The sequence below is a fragment of the Oceanobacillus neutriphilus genome, assembly GCF_014645515.1.
Taxonomy (GTDB): Bacteria; Bacillota; Bacilli; order Bacillales; family Amphibacillaceae; genus Oceanobacillus; species Oceanobacillus neutriphilus.
In genome coordinates this window covers 306,918-330,098 of sequence record NZ_BMLW01000006.1, presented here as the reverse complement: position 1 = coordinate 330,098, position 23,181 = coordinate 306,918, and the positions used below count along the sequence as shown (strand labels likewise).

The 23,181-nt window shown below is 39.4% G+C and carries 24 protein-coding genes and 1 tRNA gene; 2 read left to right on the top strand and 23 right to left on the bottom strand.

Annotated features, from left to right (window positions below; translation table 11 throughout):
- Window positions 1–445 precede the first annotated feature (445 nt).
- The 13 genes from lysS to spoIIE all read right to left on the bottom strand — a co-directional run bounded on the left by lysS (window position 446) and on the right by spoIIE (window position 15,673).
- A complete protein-coding gene (gene lysS, locus IEX29_RS12115) occupies window positions 446–1,927 on the bottom strand; it encodes a lysine--tRNA ligase (RefSeq protein WP_229720189.1) in 1,482 nt (493 codons plus the stop codon).
- 104 nt (window positions 1,928–2,031) lie between these two features.
- On the bottom strand, window positions 2,032–2,532 hold the full coding sequence (gene folK / locus IEX29_RS12110) for a 2-amino-4-hydroxy-6-hydroxymethyldihydropteridine diphosphokinase (protein WP_188734696.1): 501 nt from the start codon (window positions 2,530–2,532) through the stop codon (window positions 2,032–2,034).
- The gene (gene folB / locus IEX29_RS12105) at window positions 2,529–2,894 is read right to left on the bottom strand and encodes a dihydroneopterin aldolase (protein ID WP_188734695.1); all 366 of its coding nucleotides are present in this window, start codon (window positions 2,892–2,894) and stop codon (window positions 2,529–2,531) included. The genes folK and folB overlap by 4 nt, the downstream gene beginning before the upstream one ends.
- Before the next feature lie 39 nt (window positions 2,895–2,933).
- The gene (gene folP / locus IEX29_RS12100; RefSeq protein WP_188734713.1) at window positions 2,934–3,698 is read right to left on the bottom strand and encodes a dihydropteroate synthase; all 765 of its coding nucleotides are present in this window, start codon (window positions 3,696–3,698) and stop codon (window positions 2,934–2,936) included.
- A 229-nt stretch (window positions 3,699–3,927) separates the two neighbouring features.
- On the bottom strand, window positions 3,928–4,857 hold the full coding sequence (gene cysK / locus IEX29_RS12095) for a cysteine synthase A (RefSeq protein ID WP_188734694.1): 930 nt from the start codon (window positions 4,855–4,857) through the stop codon (window positions 3,928–3,930).
- A 205-nt stretch (window positions 4,858–5,062) separates the two neighbouring features.
- Window positions 5,063–5,935: an Hsp33 family molecular chaperone HslO gene (gene hslO, locus IEX29_RS12090; RefSeq protein ID WP_308423642.1), complete on the bottom strand. Its 873-nt coding sequence runs from the start codon at window positions 5,933–5,935 to the stop codon at window positions 5,063–5,065.
- Window positions 5,936–5,953: 18 nt separating this feature from the next.
- Window positions 5,954–6,724 carry a type III pantothenate kinase gene (locus tag IEX29_RS12085; RefSeq protein ID WP_188734693.1) on the bottom strand — a complete coding sequence of 257 codons (771 nt, stop codon included), beginning with the start codon at window positions 6,722–6,724 and terminating at the stop codon, window positions 5,954–5,956.
- Between the two features lie 279 nt (window positions 6,725–7,003).
- Entirely contained in the window at window positions 7,004–9,055 is a 2,052-nt protein-coding gene (gene ftsH, locus IEX29_RS12080; protein WP_188734692.1) for an ATP-dependent zinc metalloprotease FtsH, read from the bottom strand.
- Between the two features lie 255 nt (window positions 9,056–9,310).
- The gene (gene hpt, locus IEX29_RS12075; RefSeq protein ID WP_077602867.1) at window positions 9,311–9,865 is read right to left on the bottom strand and encodes a hypoxanthine phosphoribosyltransferase; all 555 of its coding nucleotides are present in this window, start codon (window positions 9,863–9,865) and stop codon (window positions 9,311–9,313) included.
- A gap of 15 nt (window positions 9,866–9,880) precedes the next feature.
- On the bottom strand, window positions 9,881–11,269 hold the full coding sequence (tilS, locus tag IEX29_RS12070) for a tRNA lysidine(34) synthetase TilS (RefSeq protein WP_188734691.1): 1,389 nt from the start codon (window positions 11,267–11,269) through the stop codon (window positions 9,881–9,883).
- A 158-nt stretch (window positions 11,270–11,427) separates the two neighbouring features.
- Complete coding sequence (prkT, locus tag IEX29_RS12065) at window positions 11,428–12,369, bottom strand: serine/threonine protein kinase PrkT (RefSeq protein WP_188734690.1); 942 nt, start codon at window positions 12,367–12,369, stop codon at window positions 11,428–11,430.
- Complete coding sequence (locus tag IEX29_RS12060; protein ID WP_188734689.1) at window positions 12,332–13,069, bottom strand: VWA domain-containing protein; 738 nt, start codon at window positions 13,067–13,069, stop codon at window positions 12,332–12,334. The genes prkT and IEX29_RS12060 overlap by 38 nt, the downstream gene beginning before the upstream one ends.
- A 141-nt stretch (window positions 13,070–13,210) precedes the next feature.
- Window positions 13,211–15,673, bottom strand: coding sequence for a stage II sporulation protein E (spoIIE, locus tag IEX29_RS12055; RefSeq protein ID WP_188734688.1), 2,463 nt, complete (start codon window positions 15,671–15,673; stop codon window positions 13,211–13,213).
- Between the two features lie 160 nt (window positions 15,674–15,833).
- Between spoIIE and IEX29_RS26710 the strand changes: the two genes are divergently transcribed.
- Together IEX29_RS26710 and IEX29_RS12050 are read left to right on the top strand one after the other, a co-directional pair.
- A complete protein-coding gene (locus tag IEX29_RS26710) occupies window positions 15,834–15,992 on the top strand; it encodes a hypothetical protein (protein ID WP_229720188.1) in 159 nt (52 codons plus the stop codon).
- Window positions 15,993–16,124: 132 nt separating this feature from the next.
- Window positions 16,125–16,198, top strand: a tRNA-Met gene (locus tag IEX29_RS12050).
- Between the two features lie 91 nt (window positions 16,199–16,289).
- Here IEX29_RS12050 and IEX29_RS12045 read toward each other — a convergent pair.
- The 10 genes from IEX29_RS12045 to spoVT form a co-directional block, all read right to left on the bottom strand.
- Complete coding sequence (locus tag IEX29_RS12045) at window positions 16,290–16,580, bottom strand: hypothetical protein (RefSeq protein ID WP_229720187.1); 291 nt, start codon at window positions 16,578–16,580, stop codon at window positions 16,290–16,292.
- Window positions 16,580–16,879 (bottom strand): DUF2089 family protein, encoded by a 300-nt coding sequence (locus tag IEX29_RS12040; RefSeq protein ID WP_188734687.1) that lies wholly within the window; start codon window positions 16,877–16,879, stop codon window positions 16,580–16,582. Before IEX29_RS12040 ends, IEX29_RS12045 begins: the two co-directional genes overlap by 1 nt.
- Window positions 16,880–17,234: 355 nt before the next feature.
- Window positions 17,235–17,621 (bottom strand): S1 domain-containing RNA-binding protein, encoded by a 387-nt coding sequence (locus tag IEX29_RS12035; protein ID WP_077602862.1) that lies wholly within the window; start codon window positions 17,619–17,621, stop codon window positions 17,235–17,237.
- 70 nt (window positions 17,622–17,691) lie between these two features.
- Window positions 17,692–18,072: an FtsB family cell division protein gene (locus IEX29_RS12030; protein WP_188734686.1), complete on the bottom strand. Its 381-nt coding sequence runs from the start codon at window positions 18,070–18,072 to the stop codon at window positions 17,692–17,694.
- Window positions 18,073–18,077: 5 nt separating this feature from the next.
- The gene (yabQ, locus tag IEX29_RS12025) at window positions 18,078–18,671 is read right to left on the bottom strand and encodes a spore cortex biosynthesis protein YabQ (protein ID WP_188734685.1); all 594 of its coding nucleotides are present in this window, start codon (window positions 18,669–18,671) and stop codon (window positions 18,078–18,080) included.
- The gene (gene yabP, locus IEX29_RS12020; RefSeq protein ID WP_188734684.1) at window positions 18,668–18,970 is read right to left on the bottom strand and encodes a sporulation protein YabP; all 303 of its coding nucleotides are present in this window, start codon (window positions 18,968–18,970) and stop codon (window positions 18,668–18,670) included. The genes yabQ and yabP overlap by 4 nt, the downstream gene beginning before the upstream one ends.
- Window positions 18,971–19,031: 61 nt before the next feature.
- The gene (locus tag IEX29_RS12015; RefSeq protein ID WP_077602858.1) at window positions 19,032–19,292 is read right to left on the bottom strand and encodes an RNA-binding S4 domain-containing protein; all 261 of its coding nucleotides are present in this window, start codon (window positions 19,290–19,292) and stop codon (window positions 19,032–19,034) included.
- Window positions 19,293–19,314: 22 nt separating this feature from the next.
- The gene (gene yabN, locus IEX29_RS12010; protein ID WP_188734683.1) at window positions 19,315–20,763 is read right to left on the bottom strand and encodes a bifunctional methyltransferase/pyrophosphohydrolase YabN; all 1,449 of its coding nucleotides are present in this window, start codon (window positions 20,761–20,763) and stop codon (window positions 19,315–19,317) included.
- Window positions 20,760–22,370, bottom strand: coding sequence for a putative polysaccharide biosynthesis protein (locus IEX29_RS12005; protein WP_188734682.1), 1,611 nt, complete (start codon window positions 22,368–22,370; stop codon window positions 20,760–20,762). Before IEX29_RS12005 ends, yabN begins: the two co-directional genes overlap by 4 nt.
- 214 nt (window positions 22,371–22,584) lie before the next feature.
- Window positions 22,585–23,118, bottom strand: a complete 534-nt coding sequence (gene spoVT / locus IEX29_RS12000) for a stage V sporulation protein T (protein WP_077602855.1) — start codon at window positions 23,116–23,118, stop codon at window positions 22,585–22,587.
- Between the last annotated feature and the right edge of the window lie 63 nt (window positions 23,119–23,181).

Here is a 23,181-nt window from a genome sequence, read left to right as displayed (position 1 = left end):
TTCAGAAGTCAACTTCTGACTTAAATATTCAAGAAAAACGAGGTGTTTTTCTTCTTTCGTACTGGTTGTTTTGTTCAGTTTTCAAAGAGCAATTTCTTTGTCGCTGTTTCAATTTGGCGACTTTATTAATATATCACATTCGCAAATCAATGTCAACAACTTTTTTTAATTTATTATGTTGTTATCTTGTTGAATCGTTTGTGTGATGCACATTGCGTTATGCAACGATAATTAATTTATCATGATTCCAAACCGAAAGCAAGTCTTTTTTTAAATAAAATTATAGAAGACAAATATTTCTATAATTCATTTTATTGAAGCAGTTTGATAAACCCTTTATAAATAACTGTTCACAAGCATTTTAACCCTTTTTATGTTCATTAAAACGCAAAACCCTGCAGGAAGACAATCTTCCTGCAGGGTTTTTATATCTTTACTCATGCAATTAACGGTTTTTCATTTGCGGGAATAATAATACATCACGAATAGAAGGTGAATTTGTTAATAACATTACCAAACGGTCTACTCCAATTCCTAATCCGCCTGTTGGGGGCATACCGTATTCTAAAGCTTCTAAGAAGTCCTCATCCATATAATGAGCTTCATCATTACCTTGCGCTCTTTCTTTTACCTGTGCTTCAAAACGCTGGCGCTGATCAATCGGGTCATTCAACTCACTGAACGCATTAGCATGTTCTCTTCCTACAATAAACAGTTCAAAACGATCAGTAAATCGTTCATCTTCTTTATTCTTTTTAGCGAGAGGAGAGATTTCTACAGGATGACCAAAAATAAACGTAGGCTGAACTAATGTTTCCTCTACCTTTTGTTCGAAAAACTCATTTACAATATGTCCAAATGTCATTGCGTTTGTAATTTCAATATTATGTTCTTTCGCTAATGCACGCGCTTCATCATCAGAATAGTGCCGCCAGAAGTCGACACCTGTCTCCTGTTTAATAGCATCTACCATATGCAGTCTTGTCCATTGCGGCTCAAGGTTTACTTCATAATCACCATATTGAATAGTAGTCTTTCCATAAACTTCTTGTGCAATATGCGCAATTAAATTTTCAGTAAGATCCATAATATCGTGATAATCAGCGTATGCTTCATATAACTCAATCATTGTAAACTCAGGGTTATGCCTTGTTGATACCCCTTCATTACGGAATACACGTCCAATTTCATATACTTTCTCTAAACCGCCGACAATAAGACGTTTTAAATGTAGCTCAATAGCAATTCGCATATATAATTCCGTATCTAATGCATTGTGATGGGTAATAAAAGGACGTGCTGATGCTCCACCCGGAATACTGTGCATCATTGGTGTTTCTACCTCTAAGTAGCCTTGTCCATTTAAATACTCACGCATTGATTGAATAATTTTACTGCGGGCCACAAATGTATCTCTGCTTTCCGGATTCGTGATTAAATCTAAATAACGCTGACGATAGCGTTGCTCGATGTCTTTCAACCCGTGATATTTTTCTGGTAAAGGACGTAATGATTTGGACAGCAGATGAAATTCTTTTGCTTTAACAGACAACTCTCCGACATTCGTTTTAAACATTACACCTGTAACACCCACAATATCGCCCAGATCTGTTGATTTAAAGATTTCATATGCTTCTTCACCAATTGCATCCTTACGAACGTATAATTGGATTTGTCCGCTTAAGTCCTGCATATGCGCAAATCCGGCTTTTCCTTTTCCGCGCTTTGTCATTAAACGTCCAGCTATCGTTACTTCATCTGTGATGTCTTCCAGCTCTTCTTTTGAAAACTGATCGTATTTTTCAAGTAAATCTGCAGCCAAATGGGTACGCTCAAATTTTCCGCCGAATGGATCTAATCCTTTTTCAATGTATCCTGCGAGTTTATCACGTCTTACCTGCATATGTTCGTTCAATTCTTCTGACACTTCTACCACTCCGCTTCTTAAATAGTTAATATGATATCTTCTAACCTGGGCATTAAAATAATTATTACTTTATACTTACGAAGAACAATCTCCGCTGCTTTCTCTTATATCTCTGTCTCCGAAAGTCTTACATCCGCCTTATCCGACTCTGGAAGTTCTTTTAGATAGGCTTCTACAGACTTCTCACGTACAGGTATAATAAAACCAGGAGCGATCTCTGCTAATGGAATTAACACAAAAGCACGCTCATGCATGCGAGGATGCGGTATAATCAATCTTTCTACTGTACTATTTTCATGATTAAATGTCAAAATGTCAAGGTCAATGGTTCGCGGTCCAAAACGGATATCCCGTTTTCTGCCAAGCTCCTTTTCAATCTGCTGGCAAACAGCAAGTAAATCCATTGCTGATAAACTTGTTTGGATTTCTAACACCATATTTAAGAAGTCTGATTGATCCTGATACCCAACCGGGGCAGTTTCATATACAGAGGATTTTTTCTGGATCCTGACAGCCTCATTTGCTTCCAATAGTTCCAATGCCTGTTTCAAATGTTCTTTTCTCGGCTCAATATTTGTTCCCAATGCGATAAATGCTTGATTCATTCCGTTCTCTCCCTATAAATTTCTACAGCTACCGACTCATAATAACCGGGAATGGGCGGGTCCGGCTTTGTTACATGAATGGTACATGCCTCCAGCAATTCAAAAGAAACAAAAAGCTCATCTGCAATTGCTTCAGCTACTGCTTCAATAAGGTTAAAGCGTTTCTCCTCTACGACGTGTTTTATCTTTTCATAGGCTTTCCCGTAATGTATGGAATCCTCCATTGCATCTGATTCTCCTGCTTTCTTTAAAGACAGGTACAGGTCAGCATCAACGTAAAAACGTTGTCCCAAAGTATTTTCTTCAGGTAATAGCCCGTGATATCCATAAAACTGCATTCTTTTTAAAACAATTTTATCCATCTTTGTTCTCCCTTTCTTCTGAGCATGCTTTTTGTTTAACTACAGCTTTGTTTGATAAATAGCGTCTGCTACCCTTGCCGCTTCCAGGTTGGTTTTCACATCATGTACGCGAACAATACGTGCTCCTTTAGCAATTCCAATTACCGTTGTCGCTGCTGTTCCAATATCTCTCTGATCTGCAGGAGTATCTAAAATATCGCCTATAAATCTTTTCCTGGATGCTGCCAGAAGCAGCGGATAACCAAAGGTTGTTAATTCCTGAAGTTCTTTAATTATATATTGGTTCTGCTCCATCGTCTTTGCAAATCCAATACCCGGGTCGAGAATAATCTGCCTGTCCTCTATACCTGCGGCTTTTGCAATCGTAATACTCTCCAGTAAATCTGCTTTCACGTCCTTAATAAAGTCCCCATAATCCATATCGGTTCGATTATGCATTAATATAATCGGTACTTGATAACGCGCAGCCACTTCCGCAATTTTGGGTTCCTTTTTCGCTCCCCAAATATCATTTATGATAGAAGCGCCTGCCTTTACAGCCTGCTCCGCTACAGCTGCCTTAAATGTATCTACCGAAATAGGTATTTGTAAGGACTTTTTTAAAGCCTCTATAACCGGGATAATTCTGCCTGCCTCTTCTTCCGCACTGACAGGTGTGTGTCCTGGGCGGGTAGATTCTCCGCCAATATCAATTATATCTGCTCCATCCGCTGCCATCTTTTCCCCTTGAGCAACTGCTCTTTCGATATTTGTGTAATGCCCGCCATCTGAGAAGGAATCAGGAGTGACATTTAATATTCCCATAATATGCGTCCGCTTATTTAAATCTAATTGAAAATCTTTCGCCTGTATCACTTATTTCCCCTCCTCTTTACTGTCTGAAGAACGTATTATATAGATCGTATCAAATCAATCATATCTATTTTACATCCTACCTTAAGACGTTAAAGAAAAAAAGTGGAAAGCGCTGGTTAAAAAAGATAAAAAAAGAAACCAGCATATCTTTATGCTGATTCCTTTCAAATTTTGAATTTTAGTTTTCGTCTTCAAATTGATAAAGAGCCGTAGAAAGGTAACGCTCTCCGTTATCAGGAAGAATCGCCAGAACCTTTTTACCTTTCCCTAATTCTTTTGCTACTTTCACTGCCGCTGCAACTGCCGCTCCAGAAGAAATACCGCCAAGTATTCCATTTGTCGTAGCAACCTTACGTGCTGCTTCAAAAGATTCTTCAGTACTAATCTGCAGAATTTCATCATAAATGGACGTATCAAGCACTTCGGGTTTAAATCCAGCTCCAATTCCCTGAATCTTATGCGGGCCAGGGGTTCCGCCTGAAAGTACTGGTGAATCCTTTGGCTCAACAGCGTAAATTTTGACACCATCAAAATGTTTCTTCAGCACTTTTCCTGCACCGGTAATTGTTCCGCCTGTTCCAATCCCGGAAACAAAAGCATCTAAACCGTCTGACATTTGTTCCACGATTTCTTTACCAGTCGTTTTTTCATGAATTTCCGGGTTAGCCGGATTGTTAAATTGCTGCGGCATAAAATAACCTTTCTCTTCTTGCAGTTCTTTTGCCTTAGCAATCGCGCCCTTCATTCCTTCTGCTCCTGGAGTTAATACAAGCTTCGCACCGTAGGCCTTCAGTAAATTACGACGTTCTTGACTCATTGTGTCCGGCATAACAAGGATTGTCTGGTATCCCTTAGCAGTAGCAACCATCGCTAAACCGATTCCTGTATTACCACTGGTCGGTTCAATAATTGTATTCCCGGGCTTCAATTCCCCTGATTTCTCTGCAGCTTCGACCATTGCTGCTGCGATACGATCCTTCACCGAGCTTCCCGGGTTCATAAATTCTAATTTTACATATACATCTGCACTATTCTCATCAGTAATATTATGAAGCTTTACAATAGGTGTTCCGCCAATTAAACCTGCAATATTATTTGCAACTGTCATATAACCCCTCCTAATGCCAAGTATTTTTATATGATTTATATATAATGTATTTCTTTATTGAAAAAATGTCAATCCTAAAGGTAAAAAAAGTGCCCATTTTTCTTATCTGAAACAAAGCACGGATTCATCACCGTTTTTTATCTATATAAAAAAGCGGCCCATCATACTTCTATTTTGTATCATGACTCCGCTATTTACACATCTTTTATGATTGTTTAAGCTCTTCTAACTCTTCCTCTGTAAAAGTATATCGTTCATTACAGAAATGGCAGGTTGCTTCTGCTCCATGATCTTCATCAATCATTTGCTGGATTTCTTCATCACCTAATCCAATAATAGCATTCGCAAGCCGTTCTTTTGAACATTTACATTGAAATTCTATCGGCATTTTCTCCAATATATTTACATTATCTTTATCGAACAATGTATATAGGATCTCTTCAGGCGTCTTTCCTTCACGGATAAGCGAAGAAATAGCAGGGAAGGACTGAATACGGTCTTCTAACCGCTCAATAACTGCTTCATCTGCTCCAGGCATAACTTGTACAATAAAACCGCCGGCAGCTAAAATACTCAAGTCCGGATTGACGAGAACCCCTGCTCCAACTGCGGATGGAACTTGTTCAGAAGTTGCAAAGTAATACGTGAAATCTTCGCTTATCTCACCGGAAACAATCGGTGTCTCACCTGTGAAATAGTCTCTCATCCCTAAATCCTTGATAACACTGATATTTCCTTCTGTACCGACTGCTCTGGCTACATCCAGCTTACCTTTTTCATTTAAATCAAAATCAACATGCGGATTTGTTACATATCCACGCACATGACCTTTTGCATCTCCATCTGCAATAATAGCGCCCATCGGTCCATTCCCCATTACTTTTACGGTAACAGAGTCATCTCCCTTCAGCATCGCTCCCATCATTGCTGTCACTGTAACTGTACGGCCAAGTGCAGCAGAAGCTGTTGCCCACGTATCCTGCCTTCTGCGTGCCTCCTCCACTGTTTCTGTTGAGGAAATTGCATATGCACGAATCATGCCATTATATGTTGTAGCCTTAATTAAATAATCGTTCACAATCATCATTCCTCCATTTTATTGATAATACTTTTTATAAATAAGATATAGCCCATTCAACGTTAAATATGGTTCTACAGCATCTATTGTCTCCGATTCATGTGCAATCAGTTTAGACAAGCCGCCTGTTGCGATAACAGTCGGGTCCGTCCCTTTTTCCTGCTTAATCCGTTTTACCAGGCCGTCAACCTGGCCAATATAACCGTAGAACACACCAGAAGTCATCGCTTCGACAGTAGAAGAACCAATAACCTGCTGTGGTTTTTGAATCTCAATTTTTGGCAGCTTTGAAGCTCTTGTATTTAATGCTTCCATTGAAATATTGACTCCTGGGGTAATAATCCCCCCGGCATATCTCGCTTCTTCATCAACGTAGCAATACGTCGTAGCTGTTCCAAAATCAATAATAATTAATGGTGCGCCATATTTATGGATACCTGCTATTGCATTAACGATCCGGTCTGCTCCAATTTCAGACGGGTTTGGATAATTCATCTTAATCATCTTGTCGTAGGAAGCTTTTCCAATAACAACTGCTTCTAAGTGAAAATAATCGCGGCTCATTTTCTCTAAAGCAAACATAATGGGCGGTACTACAGAAGAAATAATCACCCCGGTAATATCCTGAAAACTTAATCCTTTATATTCAAATAATGAGTGTATGAGTACACCAAATTCATCTTCTGTTTTATAACGGTCTGTTTTTATACGCCAATCATGAATTAAGGTATCATTATCAAAAACACCCAAGACTGTATTAGTATTCCCTACGTCCAGAACAAATAACATCTATCATCATACCTTCCTTTGTTTCTTAAGGAACTTCCCTTTTATTCACCTAAAAATTAATATAACATACTTTTTTTAAGGAAAAACCAAAAAAGCATCAGAACCATGCAAAAACCTTATACAAATACCTTAGAAGCAATCACGTCATCGCAACTTATTAGACCTTGGAGTTTAATTGAGAAAATTAAGGTGTACAAATCCACAATTACTCGCCCGGCAGCAAAAAAAGAAGCAGCCTTTCCAATCTAAGGCTGCTTCATGTATATACTCCCCAACCTCTTAATTTTTACGATCTGAATCTGAGTCATCCTCTGTATTTTCGTCAGAGTTATGCGTTTCTTTTTCCTCATAATCATTATTCATAATAGGATCGTTTATATAAGAGTCGGATTTCTTTTCGGCTTTTTCTTTTGCTTCTTCAAAAGAAAGACCTGTTTTTTCCTCATCATCTTCTTTAGATTGAATGCTAACCTTCACATCATCTGAACCTTCTTCCGGTTCTGGAAGCTTTCCATCTTCAAAAAGAGACTTGATTTGTTTTGCATCCAATGTTTCCACTTCTAATAATGTCTGTGCAATTAATTCTAACTGTGCTTTATGCTCCGTAAGAATTGTTTTTGCACGATCATAACAGTAGTTAATGAAGTTCTGCATTTCCTGATCAATTTCTTGTGCAATTGCATCAGAATATGTTTGTTCATTTTGAATATCACGGCCAAGGAATACATTTCCGCCGCCTCCACTGGTAAATTGAAGCGGTCCAATCTTATCACTCATACCAAACTCGGTGATCATCTTATGCGCAATACCTGTCGCACGTTGGAAGTCATTCGAAGCTCCTGTACTTACTTCACCAAAAATAACTTCTTCCGCAACACGTCCACCCAGTAAACCAGTAATTTTATCAAACAGCTCCGGTTTTGTCATGAAGTAACGGTCTTCTCTCGGAAGCATTACCGCATAACCGCCGGCTTGACCACGAGGAACAATGGTAACTTTGTGAACGACATCCGCATCATCTAAGACCATACCGATGACCGTATGACCACTCTCGTGATAGGCAACAATGTTTCTTTCTTTTTGGGAAATAACTCTGCTCTTCTTCGCAGGTCCCGCAATAACACGGTCAATTGCTTCGTCAATATCTAACTGACCAATTTTCTTACGATCAGCACGGGCTGCTACCAGTGCCGCTTCATTCAGCAAGTTCTCCAAATCGGCACCGGAGAATCCCGGAGTACGCATGGCAATTGTTTTTAAATCGACTGTATCTTCAAGCGGTTTATTTCTTGCATGAACTTCCAGAACAGCTTCACGGCCTTTTACATCCGGACGGTCTACCATGATTTGTCTATCAAAACGTCCTGGACGTAATAGGGCAGGGTCAAGTATGTCCGCACGGTTTGTTGCAGCAATCATAATAATTCCTTCATTTGCTCCAAATCCGTCCATCTCAACCAATAGCTGGTTTAGTGTCTGTTCACGTTCATCATGTCCTCCGCCAAGTCCTGCTCCACGCTGACGGCCAACCGCATCAATCTCATCGATAAAGATGATACACGGCGCATTTTTCTTCGCATTTTCGAATAAATCACGAACACGGGATGCACCGACCCCTACAAACATTTCTACGAAGTCAGAACCACTGATGGAGAAGAACGGTGTTCCTGCTTCACCTGCGACTGCTTTCGCCAGTAATGTTTTACCTGTACCTGGAGGTCCGACAAGAAGGACACCTTTTGGAATACGTGCACCTACCTGTGAGAATTTACGCGGATCTTTTAAGAATTCCACGACCTCAACAAGCTCCTGTTTCTCTTCGTCAGCACCAGCGACATCTTTAAAGCGGACTTTTTTCTTATCTTCAGAGTACATTTTCGCCTTACTCTTACCGAAGTTCATAACACGGCCGCCACCACCGCCGCCTTGTGCCTGACTAAGGATGAACAATAAGAATAGACCAATCAACAAGAATGGAATAATTCCAGTTAAGAATGTAAGCCAAGGACTAGGCTGTTCTTCTTCTTCTACCGTTAATTGACTTTGTTGACTTGCTCTATTTGTGATTTGCGAAACAATTGCTTCATTATCCGGCACTTGAGCAACAAATTCTGTCTCATCATCATCCATTAACGTACCCGTCAAACGAATAATACCGTGTGACGGCTGAAAGGTCAGTTCCTTAATTTCACCATTATTTAAAGCATTCATAAATTGCTGTACATCATACTGTTCCTGATCTTCACTTGGTCCATTAAATACTCCAATTACTCCAATAATGATAATAAATAAGAGCATCCAGACGAAGACCTTACGAAATATCTGATTCATTGCTTACCTCCTCCCAAATGGGGAAAAACTATAGTAAATCGTATCATAGTAAAATCGCTTTATACAAATAATTTAACCATTTTTGACGAATTATTTTTTATGAGATGAAATATTGCAAAATTCCTAATCAAATCGTCCAGGGCTATTCCTTAAAATACAGGTGCTGCTTCCCTAGAAAAAGCTGTATTTTCAGCAATCTCCATTGCAGCCTGTCCCGACTAAGCTCCTGTCTTACCCGTTATTTACATTTAACCATCAGCCGCCATAAATTTCTGGTTTAAGAACACCAATATAAGAAAGATTTCGATATTTTTCTGCATAATCCAGGCCATAGCCGACAACAAATTCATCGGGAACTTCAAAGCCGATAAGATCTGCTTTGATATTTGCTGTTCTTCCTGCCGGTTTATCGAGAAGTGTTACGATTTTAATCGAATTTGCTTTACGATATTTAAATAAATCCACTAAGTAGCTCAAGGTAAGTCCGCTATCAATGATATCTTCCACAATGATAATATCGCGGCCTTCTACTTTTGTATTCAAATCTTTTAGAATTTTCACTTCTCCAGTGGAGGATGTTCCGCCATCGTAGCTGGACACATCCATAAAATCCATTTCCAGATGTGTTTCTGTATGACGAAGAATATCTGACATAAACGGCAATGCACCTTTTAGTACGCCGATAGCCAGCGGAAACTTGCCTTTGTATTCCTCTGTTAATACAGCGCCAAGCTCCTTACATTTTTTCTGAATTTCTTCCTCACTTACCAAAATCTTTTCAATCTCATCATGAATCGTTCCTTGCGCCATGTTTTCTCCTCCTAATTATCGTCTCGAACTAAATTCCAGCTTTATATTCAATCCTTTACCATTTTGTGCAGTCTCTGCTTTTTTTAGACCGACAACCCAAAGGATGATGCCTTTATCATCCACTATAATTGGCCAATTATCCCGTAGATTTTTTGGTACTTTAGCATTTATAAAAATATCCTTGAGCTTTTTTGAACCATTGAGCCCTCTGACAGACATACGATCTCCCGCTTTTCTTACTCGGATATGTAGTGGTAATGAAATAGAATCTGACGGAAAGACAAAAATAGCTTCATTCTCTGACGGAGTCTCTTCGACCATTGATGCCTCGATCTTCGTTCCGTCCGACAGCAGCACTTCGCCCGGGACTGTCAATAAAGAGGAATGTGCTAACTTCGTGGATGGTTGATGACCAAATTGCAGATAAATTTGTCCATATATATTTGTCATTCGGAGCCGTAAAGGAAAATCTAAACTCGAGCTCCCATTCCGACGCCTTAACAGGTCAAAAAAGTTTACTTCGTGGATATAGGATAGGTCTTTAGGTAAGGTTCCATATAGATAGTTTAATATTAGATGAAAGGCCCTTCTTTGTAAAGCCTGAGGAAGCTTTAAAAAAGCTTCTGCAGCAAAACAAATTTCCCGGTTATTTTCACGAAATTCCACTACTTTTTTCACCATTTCTTCAGCCTGTGCCTGTAAATATTGTTCATCTTGTGATAACGTTTCGCTGAGGGTCTGTATTGTCTCATGGATACTCGGATTTTTTTCCTTCAGCAAAGGTACGACATTTTTTCTGTAATAGTTTCTTGTATAGGCTTCATCTGCATTTGTTTTATCTACCCGATAGCTCAATTGATACTTTTCCAAATAAGCAAGAATATTATTCTTAGTCACACTTAATAAAGGGCGAATGATTTTCCCGCCGGCAAAGTTCCGCCGTACAGGAATTCCCTTTAAAGCATTGGATGTCGCTATTCTGGCCATCCGCATGACCATCGTTTCAATCTGATCATCTGCATGATGGCCAAGGGCAAGAGCATCTGCATTTTCTGCATACATTAATTCTTGATAAACACTGTATCTTAATTCACGTGCAGCAACCTCTTCACTGACACCCTTTTCTTTTTGGTATTGCCTTACATCTACCGTTCTTGTCACACAGGGAATTTCCCAATCCTGACAAATTTCCTTAACAAACCGGCAATCTTCTGCGGATTCTTCATTACGCAGCTGATGATCAACCGTTACTGCCACGAGGTTTAAATCCCAATTGGATGAAAGCTTTTTAAGAAGATGTAACAGTGCAATGGAATCTGGTCCTCCTGAAACTCCGACAAGAACCGTTGTATGCTTTTGAATTAATTGGTGTCTCTGGATAAATGGATACACCTTCTGTTCCATTTCATTCTTCCTCCATCCGAATCTTCCGCCTCGTCATACGGTTATTATAAATTAGAAAAAAGCCGTATTTTGGCTATACTTCTATCATACTCCTTTTTAAGAAACGGTTCAAAAGAGAGGATGCCTAAAAAGCAGATTTTCATTTTTAAATATCCTCCTTAGGGCAAAAGCAGCGAAATAATCCAAAAAACAGAGGCAACCAAAGAAATACTTAATGATTCTTTCACAGGATAAGTCTTTTTTTGCTGTACCTTTTTACGATATTGACTGCGCCTGCGCTGTACCTGTTTTATTTTATCCATAACATCCATTTTCATTTCTGTTGCTGTGTGATATTTTCCTCTCAATGCTTTTCTTAAAATGGGATGCAGTAACTGCAGATCTTTTGCACGATACAGCTTTTTTTCCAACAGCTTTTCGGATGGCTCCCCCGTTGTACGTTCAAACCGCCTCGGGTAATAAATATGGAGAAATACCATCGCAACAGCAAACAAATCATAGCTGGGTTCTGCCTTACGCGTTCCCAGACTCCAATATCCACGGTCAAAAAACTCGGTATACTCTTTAATAGAGCGTCCCATCCTTGTCGTACCGCCTACATCCACCAATCGGATTCTTGGCGGATTCGATTCAACCAGAATATTGTCTGTTTTTAGATCACCAAAGGTCCAGCCTGCCTGATGAAGCTGATCTAAATCCTCTAATAACTGAACCATCAGTACACCAAGCCACTTCTTTCCCCTCGCCTGAATAAATGCACCTAACTTTTGGCCCTCCATATATTCCATCACATAAAAAGAATATACTCTTCCATTCGGCGCCGTCCAATCGTCGACATCCAATAAAGAAGGCCCAAGGCGGTATCCTTGAACCTTTTTCAGCGCTTTAAGCACATTGACTTCTACTGTTACAGCTGCATCCTGTTCGCTCATTTTCAAAGCAACAGGCCGTCCATTATACATGCAGAGATAAACAGATCCAATCGCTCCCTGGCCAATTTTCCTTACTACGGTGTAGGATTTATAATGCCATTTTCCAGTCACTTTTTGCTGAGCATGTAAATTAATAGCCGGTTTCTTCAATGTCGAATGGTTCTTCATCCGAATTCCTCCGCAGCTGCTTCTTACTGAATTGGTACATCGCCGCACGTAATGCCGGTCCGGTCGGAGTGATTCCGCCGCTTGTCAGCTTTGGAAAAACCCTAGAAATACCATCCAGTCTTGGTGACCAGTCAAGTACAAGCTCAATATCACTTCGCCTGCCCGGGAAACGGTAAATACAAAAACGATTTTTCCCGACACGTGCGTTTAAGCTCATTGATAAATCAAAAAGTGCTTCCTTAACCGTTTCTAATTTATCACGCATACTTGCGCTGCTATCGACAAGAACAACTACTTCCAAGTCGCTCGTTTCACCTAGATCCTCAACTACTTCCATAATTTCACCGCGTTTTTCAGGGTCCAGCTCCTCCATCGACTGATCTTTTCCTAAAATACTGCGCAGCTCTTTATTCACAAATCCCTGTAATGTTTGTGTCATTGCCTGCCTTGTCACCATCTGTACTGTTTGTGACAGGCGTTCACTATAGACGATTTGGCTGACGCCGCCTCCGGACACCGCAATATCCTCTACTTCCTGAAGACCTTCCGGCTGTTCTGTCTGATCATCATCTAAAATTCCAATTACATTCACGGTAATTCCTTGCTGATTAGCTAAACTGGCAACAATAGCAGGATCTTCACCTTTGTTGGAGCAGCCATCTGTTAACAGCAAAATTTGTTTTAATGTTCCTGCATTCATTTGATGTATACCTCCCTCATCTTTCCATTACCATCATCACCAAATAATACTTTCTGTATACATATATTTGATAGATTTGAATAAGAAAAGAGGGAAGATTTTCTTAAAAAAATAGTTTTTAATTTATGAAATACCCCATGCTTACATAGAAAGAACCTTCCCATGATGTATTGGGACATTCGCCCACCTTGGTGTGTTTTTCTTCACCTTGGCAACCAATACAGTCATATCATCATTAATGTCTCCTGATCTTGTCCGTATCACCTCTTCTAATAACAGATCAGCAATCTCTTGCGGATCCTCTGTGTCCATTTCTTTAATTTTACGTTTTATCCAAATATCGATATTCTCCACGTCTTTCGGTCCATCAAAAATTCCATCACTCATCATAATTAATAAATCATCCGGCTTTAGCTGTTCACTAACAATGTCTACATCGACCTCTTTAATAATCCCCATCGGCAGATTACTGGCCTCAATTTTCAGCATCGCGTTTCCTCTGCGGACAAAGCTTGGTGTCGAACCAATCTTTAAAAATTCTGCAGACGCATTATGCAAATCAACGACTGCTAAATCAAGTGTTGCAAACATCTCATCAGTAGTACGTAAAGCGAGAATCGAATTGATGGTTTTGATGGCTACCTTTTCCCGTATCCCCGTCTGTAAAATCTGCTGCAGTAAGCGCAATGTTTCTGTACTTTCTTCTTTTGCGCGTTTTCCATTCCCCATTCCATCACTGATAGCCATGGCAAACTTCCCTGCACCAAGCTCAATGGTTGTAAAGCTGTCTCCAGATACCAGTCCACCTCCCTTTGCTGCATTTGCTGCTCCTGTCTCAATCGCAAAATCTCTTGCTGAGCCAAAGACGAAGTGGCTATATCCGTACGGGAAAGAAGAAATATCCTCCGTTTTCACTACAATCATTTCATCGAGCAGCTCTGAAAGAATAGGAGCAATCAGCTTTTCACCTTCTCCATGATATTCATAAAAGCTTGTTGTCAATTCAATATCTACATTTCCTTTTTCCAAGTGATAAATATCTAAGCGGACTAATTCAATTCCCATCTGCTTTAAAGCTTGAATAATTTGCGATTCCTGCAGCTCGTGATGCTGCCGCTCCTTTAGTATTTCTTTAGCAAAATCGTTCATCACTTCAGAAACCCCCTGGAGCTGATCAGAAACTAAGCGCTTACTTTCTGTTACCTGCTGTCTGAGCTGTTGATTTGCTTCGTAAAAGCTCATTTCTGACCGCATTGCCTCCACCACCTGGCGTGATTTCACACAATGATTCTCAAATTCCTTCATAACATTCCGGCTTGGGTCCTGACCGGCAGTTATATCCTGCTTCATATCCTCCATTAGAGAATAGGTTTTATCAAATTCCTTTTGCCAGCATTTATTCTTTAGGAAGCATCCCTGACATGTTTTTTCCGTCACCTGGCTTAAAAAGTAATCTGTATCTCTCTTCTCATCTCTCTTTTCATCACTTAATGTCCGGTCTGTTACTGCAAAGCTTTTAGATAGGGCCTGAAAAACATCCGAAAATTGCTCTACCCGTTTCGCAGTGACATTTCGAACCTTTTGCGAATACTGTTCCTGTTCATTTGTATATGCTTCTGTACCTGGTATATAGCGGGCTATTTGCTCGAACCATGATGCCGGGGTAAGGATAAATAGCATCACAGCCATAAGTGATTCTATTAATGATGGCAATAAAGCAACATTTTCACCATAGACACCAATCAGGCCTGTCCCAATTAAGAGCCCCAGCGCCGTCCCCGCTTTCTTCCCCTCCTTTAATAATCCTCCGAGCACACCTGAAAAGGCAAGCAGGCTCATTTGATAAAGATTGGCAACATTAGCTAATGATAGAATCATCCCTGCTACAACACCGACAGTTGACCCAATTGCCGCCCCGCCTACAAAAGCAAATACTAACACAAAATATCTTGAAAAAACTTGCTCTAAGGAGGCTCCGTATACCTCCCAGCCGATGAATCCTGTTAATACAGAGGCAATAAGAATAATGAGGCAGACAATTTCTTCACTTTTCAAAGCGGGTTTATATCGTTTTGGTGATAATAGCGGAATACTTTGCATAAATATAAGTACAAGAATTGCTCCAAGTACTCCTTCAATGGCCAGCATCATCCATTGGAAGGAAGATATTGTATCCTGGATAGAATATAGAAACATTCTCGGCAGGCTGGTAGCCAAAAAGACCGTGACAGGCAGCATCCACTGCTGATTTTTGATCGACTTTGTTGCTGCCGATATGAAGATAAATAAGATAAAAGCAAGAAAGATAAAAACAACATGCTGCATCGAATAGGTTAACGCACCTAAAATAACAGCAATCATAGACCGGAATGATTTATCCCGATGGACAAGCCACATACTGGCAATGAACGCAACAGCAAATGGGGAGACCGCCTGCAGAATGACAGCTCGTCCTAATAAGAAACCGGTAATGTAAAACAACCAGCCTTGCGCGATTAATATATGATTAACCTTCGCCATAACGTGTTCTCTCCATTTTCTCTTTTTATTTGCTTTCTCGATTGCAATGCTTCCCGAATCCACCCTTGGAATTGAACCTATCATTTTATCCACTCCTATCTTTCCAACTAGTAAAACACAGGTTGTATTCTTTTTTTGTCAAAAAAACATGGCAGCTTCTAAAAATCGTTCGACGTAATTTTGGTAAGTTAACAACGTTTTACAAAAAGGGTGCAGCTGGAGTTAACTGTCTATTTTGTATGTAATGCAGGAAGTATATGATTTTTCAAACAACAAGCTTAATCTGTTCATGACACTAAAACTTCGCAGCTTTTTAGATATTGCTTCATCATTTGTAGAAAAAGGTGGGAGAAAAGCTGTTCTTTTCTATAAGCTCGACAAGATAGGCAAACTAAAAAAATAGAGCAGAAAACGTATTTTTTCAGATTGAAACTTATACATTCCGGATTCCAAATAAATATGGTTATAAAATATGCGTGGAAACTATTGACACTTTGTATTGTCTGTTGTATGATTCTTCTTGTTGGTTTTACATGGCGGCGTAGCTCAGCTGGCGAGAGCGTACGGTTCATACCCGTGAGGTCGTGGGTTCGATCCCCTCCGCCGCTATCCTGAAAAAAGCTTATTTCCTTTACCGGGGAAATAAGCTTTTTTTGTTAACTTCGGAATATAACCTTCTGCAGTTACCCTTGCCATCGTATCACTGTATGTCCTGTGATCTCATTTTATCTAATTCTTTATTTCTGCGTTTACTAAGAGCTTCTCTTCCTTCATGCCATTCCATAGCCAGAACAATCATCCCAACTAAAAGAATCAGTGCATAGGCAAGGACACTTTCTATCCTGCCCGTGATTAAGCTCCATGTTAACCAGAAAACCAGAAGAACAGGAATAACCGCTCCCCAATAAGCATTATTTCGGGTTGAGAGAAAATACTGTATTGCCAGAAATCCTGCAATCATAAACGCATCATAAATACCAAATCCAAACATTACTTTTCCTCCCTTTCCTTTTTATACTTTTCAATAATTAATTTTGCTTCTTCCAGGTTAATGCGATCATCAATGGAAAGCTGTTTAATAAATTTTATAAATTCCTCATTATCCTTGGCATCATTTAATTTTATTTTTTCAATCAGCCTGTCCAACTTAATCCTTACCGTGGGATAAGAAACTGTATAAATTTTAGCGACCTCTTTTAATGAGCCGGAGTTCATCACAAATTTTTTAATGAATTCCAAATCTTCCTCGTCCAATGATAAAACCCAATCTGGTACATTTTTAATATCCATATAGCTTCACCTCTCAATGTTTACATTTATTTTAACATAATAATAAATAATATTAAAGTTAATTTTAATATTATTTATAACTTATTTCATTTTATTTTAACAAATGATGTACAAACACAAAAAAGCCGGAACAGCGAAAGTCTTTTAACCCGGCAAACTCCGAACTTAAGTTGTGTGAATATCTGCTTAGGAATACTATGCTTCCTGCTGAAAGCTGCGTATATTTACACATCGTCCGTTATTGGGGTTAATCACTTTTCCTTTTGTCCCAGCTTATAAAAAAGCAGATGCTTCCTTAATTTAAGAAACATCTGCTTTGATCTATCCATAGAGCATTATTAATAGACAGCAACCACTATCCTCTTCTAGCACCCCGTCCACCACGCTTGGATTCAGTGTGCTTTTTCAAAGAGGCTAAACGATCCTCGGAATCCTTTAGGAAACGATTCATTTTGGACTCGAAGTTCTCCGTGCGTTCTTTTTGACTCTTTTGACGTACTTGCGGGCGATCTTTCGCCTTTCTAATGGACAGGCCGATCTTGCCATCCTTTTCAACATTAATGACTTTAACCTTTACTTCGTCTCCAACCGTTAAATGTTCATTAATATCTTTGACATAGTTGTCTGCAACCTCACTAATATGAACCAGACCTGTTTTTCCTTCTTCTAACTCCACAAAAGCCCCAAAATTAGTGATTCCGGTTACTTTTCCTTGCAGCTTGCTGCCTACTTCAATTGACATAAAAGAAATGCTCCTCCTTAAAAGATTAAATGTTCTTCAATATATAGTATATTAATCAAAATAAAAAGTGTCAATATGATGGGTCTTCATCAGGCAATTTAAATATTAATTCTCCTTCATTTGAGAAGAAATAATTAGTTCTGGCAATCTCAAGAACATAATCTTCGTCCTTCAGGAGTTCAATTTCATTATTTAAATCCGATTCTTCCTGCTTTAAATCTGCAAGCTGCTGTTCTAACTGTTCATACTCTTCCATTTTATCTGCTTTAATCGACCGCTGACTGAAATGATAGACTGACATACTGCCTATGATTACCGTAACAATCAATGCATACAGTACCAACCTTCTGGTAAGGCGCTGTTTTTTTCTGTTTTGTCTCTCTATGTACGCATCGTACTGGTGCACGGATTTAGATTGAAGTTTTGTTACTTTTTTCTTTTTTTCTTCCACAGCTGTTACCTCCTTCGATAAGACTGAATCCATTTATAAACTATATTCTGTATTTTACTATAAAATCCTGCTATTTGCAGAAAGAAATTTTGAATTGATTTTGGAAAAAGGCGAAAAAGGCCTGTCCCTATCCATCGAAAAGGAGTAAATAAAAAAAGAAATAGCCATGTAATTATTTTCATAACTCCAATCAGGATTGCTTTTATCATACGATAGAACGTGAAGAATATCCACCTCAAAGGAGAAATAAGCATCATTTTTATCAATTTTTCTATTCCTTGATAAATTGCTTTGAAAATCCGGATCAAGTGTTCCAACAGCCTTTTATATATTTGTTTTGCCAATGCCTGATAAGCAGAAAAGCCCAAGAGGCATGCTAATACAATATAGATTCTGAGCTCTCCTTGATTCACCCGGTATAATATATAAAATAAAATGCCAGCCTGTGTCATCCAAAATAGTATTTCTAAAAAATACGTTAAAAATAACCGCCCCTTCCAGTAAACTGTGAAGCGACGGAAGGTTTCCTGAGCAACGCCTAAATAAAATCCGCTTAATGCCATCGTGATAAGAGTTAGAAATTGCGTGGATAAAGTCATCGGAATAACTTGCTAAAGAACCCTTTAGCTTTCTCCTGCTGCTGATCATCTACATAGGAAAGCTCATATATTTTTCCTTTAATGGTGACAACTCCTTCTGTCACATCTAAATTCTTCAGCTGCAAATTCTGTCCGCGGATAATTAAATATCCCATCACTGTTTCCAAAAGAAATGCTTCATTATCAAAGCTGTCCACTTCTTTGACGCCTGTGATTTCAAGGTTTTTTCGTTTGTCTATTTTTACAGTATGCTCTAGTTCAGTATGGTTTCTTACATCTTTATTCTCATAATAATTCATATAAAAACCCTCCCTATCGTTAATAGCTTATGATGGGAGGGACAAGTATAGAACTATATTTCTACTGCTCTAATTTCTCTTCTTTAACAATCTTATAAAGCGTATCTGCTTCGTCTTTACGGACGTTTTCCCGCAAAGAATTTACTTTTACAGTAACTAATTTTTGACCAAACCGGATGACAAGCTCGTCTCCCTCAGAAAGAACAGTAGAAGCTTTCGCCGCATTACCGTTCACAGTAATTCTTCCTTGATCAGCTACTTCTTTTGCTAGAGTACGCCGTTTAATGATCCGGGATATTTTTAAAAATTTATCTAATCTCATCATCAATTCTCCTTGCTGGCTTTTATTTTTTCTTCGCTTCTTCCCAGTAAGCATCCATTTCCTGCAAAGAAGCTGTTTTAGGTGTTTGTTGGTTTTCTTTCAATTTTTCTTCTATATATTGAAACCGGCTGACGAATTTCCGGTTGGCACGCTCTAATGCGACCTCAGGATTTACTTTATAGTATCTGGAAATATTCGCTAAGACAAATAATACATCCCCAAGCTCCTCTTCTACATCCGTAAATTCTTTTTCCTCAACCGCTTCAATAACCTCATTTATTTCTTCCTTCAGCTTCTCCCAGACTTCCTCTACCTGGCCCCATTCAAAGCCGACCTTCCCTGCTTTGGAGGTAAGTTTATATGCTTTTGCCAAGGAAGGAAGATGTGCCGGGATACCATCTAATATAGATTCTCTCTCTTTTCCCTTTTCCTGTTTTTTCAGCTCTTCCCAATTCTGCAGCACAGCTTCTTCTGTATCGGCTACTGTTGTTGAAAAGACATGCGGATGGCGATAAATCATTTTATCGGAAATCGATTGAATCACATCATCTATTGTGAAATAACCATTATCCTCACCAATCTGACTGTGCAATAAAATATGCATCAGTAAATCGCCGAGCTCCTCGACAATATGGTTATCATCTTCCTCATCGATCGCTTCAATCAGCTCATAGACCTCTTCAATGGTATGATAACGCAGGGATTCATGCGTCTGTTTCTTATCCCAAGGGCATCCGTCAGGACCGCGTAGAATTGCCATCACCTCTCGTAAAAATGGAAACGTATGATGAAGATATCCTTCTGGAGCTGGTGGAATATAGAGCGTGGTTAAATTACTTATTTCCATCCGATGATCCAACTCTTCCAAAGGAACTTTTTCAATTTTTTCTGCGCTGCTCCCAGCCGCCTCCACGATATAAATTTCATAATCGGGCGGCAAGTCTTCTAATAAAGTCAGCTTGATTTCTGATGCAATAAATGTGTCATACACTTGGCAAACAAATAGATGATTTCGCAAATTAAGCTGATTGCGCTTAAAATCTGTTCCATCTACGAACTGAAAGCCTTCGATAGGATCAATCTTCATCGCTGTGAATAAATCATCCAAATAACTTTGCCCACCGGCAATTGACACTGCAGTCTCATACTGTTCCAACAGAAGCTGAACGGTTTTCTCTGCAAGCATAGGATGACCGGGAACAGCATAAATAACAGTATTTCCACTCGTTTTCGCAGCTTCTATCAGCTTTTCCGTAATACGCTCATACACCATTCCAAACTGCTCTTCCTCTTCATAAAGCTGGTCAAAGGAAATAAAAGAAACTCCCTCTGCTTCCAGCGCTTTAATTACTGGATGATCCAACGTCCTTGCATAAACCGGCTGCTGTGTCTTTATTAATTTTCTATATATACCGAGCGGCAGCTGCTCTAAATCTCCTGCCCCCAGTCCAATGACCTCTATTTGCTTCAAGGTTGTTTCCTCCTTTTGTAAATACGTAACAAATACTCTGATTTCGGTAAAATTTTAATCTGATCTTCGGTTAATCCGCCAGTCTTAAGCAATACAAAGAGAAACAGGCCTGCTCCTGATAGTGAGATAAAGATCACATATACCAGCAGCAATAATCTTTCGTCCATTACATGCGAAGAAAATATCCCTTGTACCACCAACAGATAAATAACCATCGATAAGCTCGCCGCAGCTAGACTTCTCCAGGAAATCGAACGGTATAATGGCATGCCTGGCAGCTTCCGGTATAGCTCGATAACTACAAGTAATAATAACATACCCAGACTGGATACCGTTGCTATACTTGCTCCATAGACTCCATAAAGCGGAATGAGAATCAGGTTACTGCACACCTTTACCACAAATGAGATGCCGATAAATACTGCTGTGCGTACAATCATGCCCAGACTCTGTAAAATGGAGGCACCGATGATAGAAATAGTAGACATTACAATAGCTATAATTAATAACCTTAGTTCCCCCGTGCCCTGTGTATTTTTATAAAGTAGCTGGTTAACCTCAGGAAAAATAATGAATAAGCCCAAAACAGCACCTGCAGCGATAAAAATACCAACATGCATCGCTGTCTGAATATAGTTCGTTACCTGTTCTTTCTGCTCTTTTAATTTCTGGTGACTGATTGCCGGTATAATTGCTAAGGCGATAGATGACCCAATAATTGTCACCATCTGAATAAGAGGCTGCCCCCGGTCAAATATACCCTTCATTTCCTTGGCCTCTATTTCTCCTGCCCCGCTTGCTATTAATTTCGGCACAAACGTAAACGCATCCGCTAATTGCATTAATAAAAGTGTCATATGATTCATCGCAGCCGCTATCCCAAACAGCAGCAGGATTCTTAAATAGTTCTTCCATGGAACTGCTTCCTCCAAGGAAGAGACGCTTACCACTTCATGTGAATCATTTTGATTTTTATAGTTTAAAAATAAAAGAATGGCAAGGGCACTAAAACCTCCCAGTAAGGATGCAAGCACCGCTGTTGTTCCAATAGCATAAATTTGCAAAACTCCATGGCTGACCAGCCACGCTCCCACAATAATTATACATACACGAATAAGCTGTTCTCCAATTTGAGAGAGCGCAGTAGGGGCCATCTCATACCTGCCCTGCTGTACTCCTCTGAGTAATGCCACAGCCGGAACAACTAAAAATAATATTGCTGCCAATTGATATAACCCAATAAAATGCTCATCGCCGGCCATCTCAGCTAATAATGGGGCAGAAATATAAATTACTGCTGTAAGTATGATATGAAAGCTCCCAAGAATCAGAAGAATAGGACGATAAAACCCTTTCCAGGACAGGACTTTTTCCTTCCCGATTTCTGTCGCCGTCAACGAAGAAATTGCTGATGGGAATCCATATAATGCAAGCATCGTCGCAATTCCTAACAACGGGTAGAGCTGTTGATACATATAAAATCCAATATCTCCTGTCAGGTTTTGCAATACAATACGATAAACGGCACTAAACACTTTACTTATCAAACCGGCGATACTCAGTAAAAGCGCACCTTTAACCAACCGGCTTGTTTCATTATCTGACATGACGAATTTTTCCTTTTCCAAATGAATTTCTCTCAGTATATCATATCAGGGAGAAAAGCACTTGGTCTTTAAAACCCTGACGTTCTTAACAATGAAATGTCCACTCCACCCCCTCTTTTATATTTTTTCATGCATACAAAAAAGAAGCTTATACTCTAGAGTTGGAGGGTAACCCAGAGAAAGCTTCTTTTTTAAAGTATGAATGAGGGGCGGTCTATTCCATTTGTTTAGCCAGGAAAACAGATGCAGTCTCTGCTGCCTTCTGCTCTACCTTGCTCAGTTTATCTTCTTTAGAGAAAATCATCACACAGCCAATTGGATCACCGTTGGCAATAATAGGATGAATCGAATAAGAATGCAGCTCCTGCTCATTTCCATCTACAATTTCCACCTGAGACTTATCGCCTTCATAAACAGGTGAACGCCCTTCAATAATATTAGTAATATAGCTGCTTAACGATTTATTTGCGTACTCTTTTTTAGACTCTCCTGCTACGGCAATAATTTCATCCCGATCTGTAATAATAACAGGCGATTGTAAAGATTGAAACAATGCCTCTGCATATTCTTTAGCAAAATGGCCTAACTCACTGATTGGTGAATATTTTTTTAAAATAACCTCTCCTTCGCGATCAACGAAAATTTCAAGGGGATCTCCTTCACGGATACGCAGGGTTCTCCGAATTTCCTTTGGCACCACTACTCTCCCTAAATCATCAATACGTCGCACTATACCTGTTGCTTTCATCTAAGTATCCTCCCTTTTTAAATGACGATTCTGACCTGGATGGAAAGTCTTCCCTCCATAATT

Excerpts from the sequence above, each read along its gene's own strand:
- folB (WP_188734695.1), bottom strand. The coding sequence starts at position 2,894 with ATGGATAAAATTGTTTTAAAAAGAATGCAGTTTTATGGATATCACGGG.
- folP (WP_188734713.1), bottom strand. The coding sequence starts at position 3,698 with ATGGGAATATTAAATGTCACTCCTGATTCCTTCTCAGATGGCGGGCAT.
- cysK (WP_188734694.1), bottom strand. The coding sequence starts at position 4,857 with ATGACAGTTGCAAATAATATTGCAGGTTTAATTGGCGGAACACCTATT.
- spoIIE (WP_188734688.1), bottom strand. The coding sequence starts at position 15,673 with ATGATAGGTTCAATTCCAAGGGTGGATTCGGGAAGCATTGCAATCGAG.
- IEX29_RS12035 (WP_077602862.1), bottom strand. The coding sequence starts at position 17,621 with ATGTCAATTGAAGTAGGCAGCAAGCTGCAAGGAAAAGTAACCGGAATC.
- IEX29_RS12015 (WP_077602858.1), bottom strand. The coding sequence starts at position 19,292 with ATGAGATTAGATAAATTTTTAAAAATATCCCGGATCATTAAACGGCGT.
- spoVT (WP_077602855.1), bottom strand. The coding sequence starts at position 23,118 with ATGAAAGCAACAGGTATAGTGCGACGTATTGATGATTTAGGGAGAGTA.
- tilS (WP_188734691.1), bottom strand. The coding sequence starts at position 11,269 with ATGGAACAGAAGGTGTATCCATTTATCCAGAGACACCAATTAATTCAA.
- IEX29_RS12040 (WP_188734687.1), bottom strand. The coding sequence starts at position 16,879 with ATGGATATTAAAAATGTACCAGATTGGGTTTTATCATTGGACGAGGAA.
- IEX29_RS12045 (WP_229720187.1), bottom strand. The coding sequence starts at position 16,580 with ATGTTTGGATTTGGTATTTATGATGCGTTTATGATTGCAGGATTTCTG.
- hpt (WP_077602867.1), bottom strand. The coding sequence starts at position 9,865 with ATGGCGCAAGGAACGATTCATGATGAGATTGAAAAGATTTTGGTAAGT.
- IEX29_RS12005 (WP_188734682.1), bottom strand. The coding sequence starts at position 22,370 with ATGTCAGATAATGAAACAAGCCGGTTGGTTAAAGGTGCGCTTTTACTG.
- yabP (WP_188734684.1), bottom strand. The coding sequence starts at position 18,970 with ATGAATTATTATGAGAATAAAGATGTAAGAAACCATACTGAACTAGAG.
- prkT (WP_188734690.1), bottom strand. The coding sequence starts at position 12,369 with ATGAAGAACCATTCGACATTGAAGAAACCGGCTATTAATTTACATGCT.
- IEX29_RS12085 (WP_188734693.1), bottom strand. The coding sequence starts at position 6,724 with ATGTTATTTGTTCTGGACGTAGGGAATACTAATACAGTCTTGGGTGTT.
- IEX29_RS12060 (WP_188734689.1), bottom strand. The coding sequence starts at position 13,069 with ATGAATGCAGGAACATTAAAACAAATTTTGCTGTTAACAGATGGCTGC.
- ftsH (WP_188734692.1), bottom strand. The coding sequence starts at position 9,055 with ATGAATCAGATATTTCGTAAGGTCTTCGTCTGGATGCTCTTATTTATT.
- folK (WP_188734696.1), bottom strand. The coding sequence starts at position 2,532 with ATGAATCAAGCATTTATCGCATTGGGAACAAATATTGAGCCGAGAAAA.
- yabQ (WP_188734685.1), bottom strand. The coding sequence starts at position 18,671 with ATGACTTTATCCACGCAATTTCTAACTCTTATCACGATGGCATTAAGC.
- IEX29_RS26710 (WP_229720188.1), top strand. The coding sequence starts at position 15,834 with ATGCAGGAAGTATATGATTTTTCAAACAACAAGCTTAATCTGTTCATG.